Genomic DNA, 7,206 nt, shown 5'->3' with positions numbered 1-7,206 from the left:
TTAACAGAAGAAGCACCTTCACCACGACATGAATTCTTTTATTATGCTGAAAACAATTTACTGGCCTTTAGAGTAAATCAATGGAAAGTACATACGGCGATAAAAGACGAATGGCTAGTACAACCAACTCAGCTTAACGGCGGAATGCTTATAAACTTAAAATTAGACCCTTTTGAGCGTAGTCCAGAATCTGCTGGGCATTTTCTTTGGATGAAAGAAAAAACCTATGTGTTGCCTCAATTTGTACCTTATTTAAGCAAATATGGCAAGAGTCTTAAGGAATTTCCACCGAGACAGACAGGAGCTGGATTGGGCATTAATGCTTTAATGGGCAAAAAGAACTAATATTATGTGGAAAAAAGTCTTGTTAGGCATATTGCTTTTGGTGCTAATAATAGGAGGGCTTTTCATTTTTAAAAATAATATTAGGAATTTACAGGACTTTAAACGTACCGTTTTTCAAGCCACTCACAACAGAGAAAGTGTGGCGGAACATGAGGCCTTTTCCATTGCCTATGATGCTTACTTATATGGTTTAGTAAGGGTGAAAGGAATGCTTTTAGAACAACGTGCCACGCACCCAAAATACCATGATTATGCTCCATTAAATCAATTTCATATTAGTAAGGAACTTGCTAAACCAGGTTTTACGGACTTTACGCCCAACTGTGACACCTATTATGGTTTGGCTTGGTTAGATGTATCGCAAGGACCAATTATGCTAACCCTTTCAGAAATTCCAGAGAAATATTATACCATACAAGCCACCGATGCTGGTCTAAACACTTTTAATTACATAGGAAGCCGACTAAATTCTAAGGTGGGCTATTATGCCTATTGCCTTAAATCTTGGGAGGGAGAATTACCAGACAGTATTACACGAATTGATAGTAAAACGAATCAAGTTTTTTTACAAGCTCGATATTTAACACAGCCAGGTGACAAACAAGACGAAGCTCAAGTACAAACAAAAATGAAGAGCCTAAAACTAACGCCATTAAACTCTGAGGCCAAATATGAACAGATTGATGCTAACTCAGCCATGGCAGACCCCCTAAATACCAACCCATCTTTCTTAAATCTCGAATTTTATAATCTCTTGAATAAGGCACTAACCAAAAATCCTCCTACCGAAAGGGAATTGGAACTGGTTGGTAAATTTGGAAAGCTCAATATTGGTAATGGAAAAACTTTTGATGCTAGTTCGCTTAGTAGTGCTCAAAAAAAAGGAATGAAAGCAGGCCAGATGGCCGCTTTTAGAAAATTATATGATATTCTTAGGTTTGATGGTAAGGAAATTGGGGGCTTCAATTTTAAATTCAACTTGGGAGAATATACAAACAACTACGCTCTAAGTGCAGCGGTAGCCTATTTTGGTTATGGTGCCAACACAGCGGATGAGGCTTTGTATGTTACCGCAATAAAAGATTCTGAGGATAATGAATTGTATGGTAACAATCAATACAAAATTCATTTTAGCAAAGGTCAAACACCACCTGTTAATGCGTTTTGGTCCATAACCATGTACAATAGACCAGATAATCAACTTATTGAAAATGAAATAAATAGATACAACATTGGTGGTTTAACACCCGGTTTAAAAACCAACCCAGATGGCTCTATTGATATATACATTCAAAATGAGAAACCAGAAGATATTAGGAATTGGTTACCTGCTCCTAAGGGAAATTTTTGGATTATTATGAGAATGTATGACCCCAAGAAAGAAATTTTGGATGGAAATTATACGCCGCCTAAGGTTGTTAAATTATAAAAATAAAACCCTCTGAAAATGTAGCTCGGTTTATTGCATCTATAGTATAAGTACCTTTTTAACTAAAGAAGATTATTATTTTGGTGGAAGAATACCTGTTGTAATTGGCCTGGTTCTTAAACAACTTGTAATCATTAGTTCCCATAGCACCGTTAAATAGGATGCTCCTTTTTGTGACGATTCACTTTTAGAGTTATTACTATTATTTTGCGGTCCAACCTCCATCTACGGTCAGCATAGACCCAACCATATAACTAGATGCATCACTTGCCAAGAAAATAGCCGCTCCTTGAATTTCTTTTAACTCTCCCCATCTTGCCAATGCAGTTGCCCCAACAATAAAGTTTTTGGCTTCTGCTGTACCAGCAATAGGAATATTCATTTCTGTTAAAAAGGGCCCTGGGCAAATTGCATTCACGTTAATATTGAATGGTGCTAATTCCAAGCCTAAAGCCCTTGTCATCTGTACAACAGCACCTTTGCTGGATGCATAGGGAGTTCTGTTAGACAACCCCACCAATCCCAAAGTACTGGCCATATTAATAATACTACCCCGACCCTGTTTTTTCATATAAGGAGTTACAGCTTTTGATGCATTCCAAGTTCCATCTACATTGACCTTCATAACTTGGCTAAAATCTTCTTGGGACAATTCATCAATAGCACCGCGGATATTTATTCCGGCACTATTAATCAAAATATCAACACTTCCAAACTCATCTACTACTAATTTTGTAACCGATTCCATTTGAGATAAATTGGTAACGTCAGCAGCATATGCTTTTGATTTGATGCCAAAATCTGATTTCAACTTTTCAGCAGAAACCTCGCCTTCCTTTAAATTTCTGTTTACCAACATCACATTGCACCCAGCAGATGCAAGTCCGGCACCCATGGCATATCCAAGGCCTTTGGAACCACCAGTTATTAGGGCAACCTTTCCTGTTAAATCAAATTGTTTTATTCCAGGTAATACTGTATCTGACATTTACTTTTTCTTTATATTTTAACTAAAACCATAATGCTCTTTTGCATAAACCAGTGAAGTTCGGTTGTTTTCTACCTCCAAAGCCAGTTGTTCCTCAACAGATCTGTTGGACACTCTTGGCAGTGCCATAGTTTTATGCTTTTTAATTTTTTTAATATACCTAGACAATTCCATGGGAGTTATTGTATCAAAAGTTGCCCAGTATTTATCAGTAAGTATAGGGATTTCTAATGGATCTCTAGTTATCATTTCTAAATTAAATTTAACTTCCGAATTGTGCTTTCTAATAATCGAAATCATTCCATCAATATCCAAATATCCATCTCCTAAATTTACCTCAGACATTAAAAAACCATCTTCATATTCTTCTACTGCCATATCCTTTAAATGCACAGTAAAAGTATAAGGCGCGAGTGCTTCTACAACCTCCATTGGGTCTTCTAAAAGAGAAATATTATTTCCTGTATCCAATGTTACTCCAATCCATTCACTATCTATTGTTTTTAATATTTCAAGGAAATCTGCAATTCTCCAATCCTTATGATTCTCCACTGCCAACTTCATCTTATGCTTTCTTAAAATAGGTTCGGCTCGCTGTATAGATTCCACTGATTCTTTCTTAAATTTTTGAAAAGCTTCCATGCTGTCAAAATTCTCATAACGCCGACCAGATAAACAAACAGTTCTAATTATGGTAACACCCATTTCTTTTGTTTCCACTACCTGGGTCTCAAATTGTGCCAATTCATCATCACTCTTAGGAAGCCTAATTTGTCCTTCCATAAAAAAGTCCAGCTCATCCAAACGCTTTCTGATCTTTTTAGCCAATTTGGTATCCAAACTATGCATGGTCAATTGGGCTCCACCAAAACCAAGCGAATCAAAATGATTGATCATATCCAATGCATTAGTAAATTGAGGATATTTTGAGCTTTCCATTTTTCTATATTTCCGCAACATATAAGATGCCTCTGCAACTCCAAATCTAGTTTCTGGAGGTAAAGATGGAAAATTAGGAAGAATAGGCATAGTCATTGCCATGGTCCCAGCCATGGATGTCTGGATAAATTTTCTACGTTTCATAATGATTGGTTTTGGAAATTATGGAATACCTACCAAAATACCAATTTTTTTCTCAATAGCATAATATTATAATGCTGAAAATTAGAAAATAAAATTATCTGTGTTTAATTATTGGATATATTGCTTTTTGTAAGTAAAAGATCATACTAAAAACCATGATTCACACAAATTAATATCTTTTCTATTTTTTTAAATGATTTAAAGATGATAACTTAATCGGATTAATAATTATTCGAATCTTTTATTGCATATTTAGTAAAATACCAATCAACCAAATGAAGAAGAATCAAACAAAATTAAGAAGTCAAGAATGGTTTAATCCCGATGATGAAAAACAAGGTTTTATTCATCGTTCATGGCTTCGCAACCAAGGATATCCAGATGATTATTTTAGAGGTCGTCCAGTAATTGGTATTTGCAATACTTGGTCAGAATTAACTCCGTGTAATGGGCATCTTCGTGAATTTGCAGAATTTGTAAAAAAAGGAGTTTTAGAAGCTGGTGGGGTTCCCTTTGAGTTTCCAGTGACAAGTACTGGTGAAACTATTATGAGGCCCACTGCCATGCTATTTAGAAATTTGGCAAGCATGGATACAGAAGAAACAATTAGGGCTAATCCACTGGATGGCATTGTTCTTTTGACAGGTTGTGATAAGACAACACCCTCAACTGTAATGGGAGCATGTAGTGTAGATCTACCAACCATTGTTGTGCCTGGGGGACCTATGTTAAATGGCAAGTATAAAGGAGAACTCATAGGTTCTGGAACCTTTGTATGGAAATTAAAAGATAAAATACAAAATGAGGGATTTACACCAGAGGATCAAGTAGAGGCCGAAATATGCTCCTCTAGAAGTGCTGGGCATTGTATGACCATGGGAACAGCATCTACAATGGCATGTATGGTAGAATCTCTAGGGCTTACATTGCCAGGAGCTGCAGCTGTTCCTGCTGTTGATTCAAGGAAAAAAGTATTAGCGCAACTTTCTGGGAGACGCATTGTAGAAATGGTGAAAGAAGACCTTAAACTATCTAAAATCCTTACAAGGGAAGCATTTGAAAATGCCATTAAATTAAATGCTGCTGTAGGTGGCTCTACCAATTTCATTATTCATCTATTGGCCATTGCTGGTAGAATTGGAGTGGAACTTAATTTAAAAGATTTTGACAAGCTAGGCAGTAAAATCCCCCTATTGGTTAATTTAATGCCTTCGGGAAAATTTCTAATGGAAGATTTCTTTGATGCTGGAGGGTTGCCCGTAGTTATAAAGCAAATGAAGGAACATCTTCATAATAATGCTATAACTGTAAATGGTAAACCTATTGGAGAAAACAATCAAAAAGCCGAGTGTTATAATCCAGAAGTCATTGCTTCTATTGACACCCCCTTTTTAGAAGAAGCTGGCATTGCTGTTCTTTATGGAAATCTATGTGAAGATGGAGCGGTAATTAAACCTTCTGCTGCAACACCAGAATTAATGACCCACAAGGGAAAAGCTGTGGTTTTTGAAACTATTGAAGAGTTCCATGAAAAAATAGATGATCCAAATCTAGATATAGACGAAAATAGTGTAATGGTTTTAAAGGGTGTGGGGCCAGTTGGCTATCCTGGAATGGCGGAGGTTGGAAATATGGAACTTCCCGAAAAAGTACTTAAGAAAGGAATTAAAGATATGGTTCGTATATCAGATGGAAGAATGAGCGGAACCGCCTATGGTACAGTTGTATTGCACATATCTCCTGAGTCTTCTATTGGTGGACTTTTGGCATTGGTAGAATCCGGAGACACTATTATACTAGATGTGCCCAACAGAAAATTACATTTAGATGTAGAAGACGCAGAACTAAAAAAACGAAAAGCTCAATGGATACCTCCTAATTCTATGATGGAAAGAGGTTACGTTAGTTTATATACCAAAACCGTACAACAATCGCATTTAGGAGCCGATTTGGATTTTCTTGCTGGAAAATCAGGGTCCGAAGTAACTAGAGATGCTCATTAAACCAATAATCCCATGATGTCAATTTTATTACTATTACTAAGTATTGTATTTATAATTCTACTTACTGTTAAATTAAAAGTACATCCTTTTTTAGCCTTATTGGCCGCCGCAATATTCTTCGCATTATTTTCAAGCATGAGCTTGGAAGCCATGGTACAATCTATAAATGATGGATTTGGAGTAACCTTAGGAAAAATAGGAATTGTTATTATTTTGGGGGTTATTATTGGAGCCTTTTTAGAACACTCGGGCGGGGCATACAAATTGGCGGAGGTGGTTCTAAGAATCATTGGTAAAAAACGTGTTCATGAGGCCATGGCTATTGTTGGTTTTATTGTATCCATTCCAGTGTTTGCCGATAGTGGATTCATAATTCTTACCCCATTAAATAAAAGTTTAACCAAAAGAGCAGGATTGTCCATTGCAGGAACTGCTGTGGCATTGATTTTAGGCCTTATGATAACCCATGTGTTGGTGCCTCCTACCCCAGGTCCCATAGCAGCTGCGGGTATTATTGGAGCTGATGTTGGGTTGGTCATGTTAATAGGGTTAGTTCTTGGTGCTCTCTCTCTTGTTGTTGCCATTATTTATTCAAAAAAAGTAGCTGCAAAAACTTATATTGACCCCAATCCTGAAGTATCTGATGAAGCCATCCAAGAAAAATTAAAACATGCACCAAGTGCATTAAAGTCGTTCTTGCCAATTTTAATTCCCATTTTACTAATCATAGGTAAATCTTTAATGGATTTTACTCTTACTGATGTACAACAAGAAGCTGGATGGGCCAAATTTATCGGGTTTATTGGCTCCCCAATTATTGCATTGCTTATTGGGATGTTATTTGCCTTATTGCTTCCAAAAAAATTGGACAAAGAAATACTTTCAACAACTGGATGGGTTGGCAAGGCCATGGGTGACGCTTCCAATATCATTCTAATAACTGGAGCAGGTGGAATTTTTGGAACCATACTACAGAATAGTGGTATTGCCACAACAATGGCAGAAACATTATCCGGGGCAAGTTTAGGGATTTGGTTGCCTTTCTTGCTTTGTGCGGCCATTAAGACAGCTCAAGGGTCCTCTACCGTTGCGCTCATTACAACAGCCTCAATAATTGCACCTTTACTACCTTCCTTAGGTTTTGTATCAGAAATTGACAAAGCCCTAGTTGTTGCTATCATTGGCGCAGGTGCTATGGTAGTATCACATGCTAATGATAGTGGCTTTTGGATATTGACCCAATTTTCCAATATGGATGTTAAGACCGGATATCGCCTATACACCCTTGGAACCTTTGTGGTAGGTGTATCCATGGCAGTTTTTGTATTTATAGCCTCCTTTATACTATAAAACTGTGT

6 protein-coding genes are annotated in these 7,206 nt (G+C 37.0%); 4 read left to right on the top strand and 2 right to left on the bottom strand.

All coding sequences use genetic code 11. The features are described from left to right. On the top strand, positions 1–345 hold a 345-nt coding region (locus AC000W_RS03985; protein ID WP_474746231.1), incomplete at its 5' end, for a hypothetical protein. A 4-nt stretch (positions 346–349) separates the two neighbouring features. Next, positions 350–1,774: a DUF1254 domain-containing protein gene (locus AC000W_RS03980; RefSeq protein ID WP_474746229.1), complete on the top strand. Its 1,425-nt coding sequence runs from the start codon at positions 350–352 to the stop codon at positions 1,772–1,774. 202 nt (positions 1,775–1,976) lie between these two features. On the opposite strand, the gene AC000W_RS03975 is transcribed toward AC000W_RS03980, so the two are convergent. Beyond that, positions 1,977–2,762, bottom strand: coding sequence for an SDR family NAD(P)-dependent oxidoreductase (locus AC000W_RS03975; RefSeq protein ID WP_474746227.1), 786 nt, complete (start codon positions 2,760–2,762; stop codon positions 1,977–1,979). 18 nt (positions 2,763–2,780) lie between these two features. Then, complete coding sequence (locus tag AC000W_RS03970) at positions 2,781–3,845, bottom strand: sugar phosphate isomerase/epimerase family protein (RefSeq protein ID WP_474746225.1); 1,065 nt, start codon at positions 3,843–3,845, stop codon at positions 2,781–2,783. Positions 3,846–4,120: 275 nt separating this feature from the next. On the opposite strand from AC000W_RS03970, the gene AC000W_RS03965 reads away from it, so the two are divergent. Both AC000W_RS03965 and AC000W_RS03960 read left to right on the top strand, forming a co-directional pair. Further along, positions 4,121–5,848, top strand: a complete 1,728-nt coding sequence (locus AC000W_RS03965; protein WP_474746223.1) for an IlvD/Edd family dehydratase — start codon at positions 4,121–4,123, stop codon at positions 5,846–5,848. A 12-nt stretch (positions 5,849–5,860) separates the two neighbouring features. Next, positions 5,861–7,198: a GntP family permease gene (locus tag AC000W_RS03960; RefSeq protein WP_474746221.1), complete on the top strand. Its 1,338-nt coding sequence runs from the start codon at positions 5,861–5,863 to the stop codon at positions 7,196–7,198. Positions 7,199–7,206 lie beyond the last annotated feature (8 nt).

The sequence above is a fragment of the Saonia sp. genome, from assembly GCF_056326165.1.
The sequence above is the reverse complement of the archived record's forward strand: the minus strand, read 5'-3'. Positions and strand labels throughout refer to the sequence as shown.

Excerpts from the sequence above, each read along its gene's own strand:
- AC000W_RS03980 (WP_474746229.1), top strand. The coding sequence starts at position 350 with ATGTGGAAAAAAGTCTTGTTAGGCATATTGCTTTTGGTGCTAATAATA.
- AC000W_RS03975 (WP_474746227.1), bottom strand. The coding sequence starts at position 2,762 with ATGTCAGATACAGTATTACCTGGAATAAAACAATTTGATTTAACAGGA.
- AC000W_RS03970 (WP_474746225.1), bottom strand. The coding sequence starts at position 3,845 with ATGAAACGTAGAAAATTTATCCAGACATCCATGGCTGGGACCATGGCA.
- AC000W_RS03965 (WP_474746223.1), top strand. The coding sequence starts at position 4,121 with ATGAAGAAGAATCAAACAAAATTAAGAAGTCAAGAATGGTTTAATCCC.
- AC000W_RS03960 (WP_474746221.1), top strand. The coding sequence starts at position 5,861 with ATGATGTCAATTTTATTACTATTACTAAGTATTGTATTTATAATTCTA.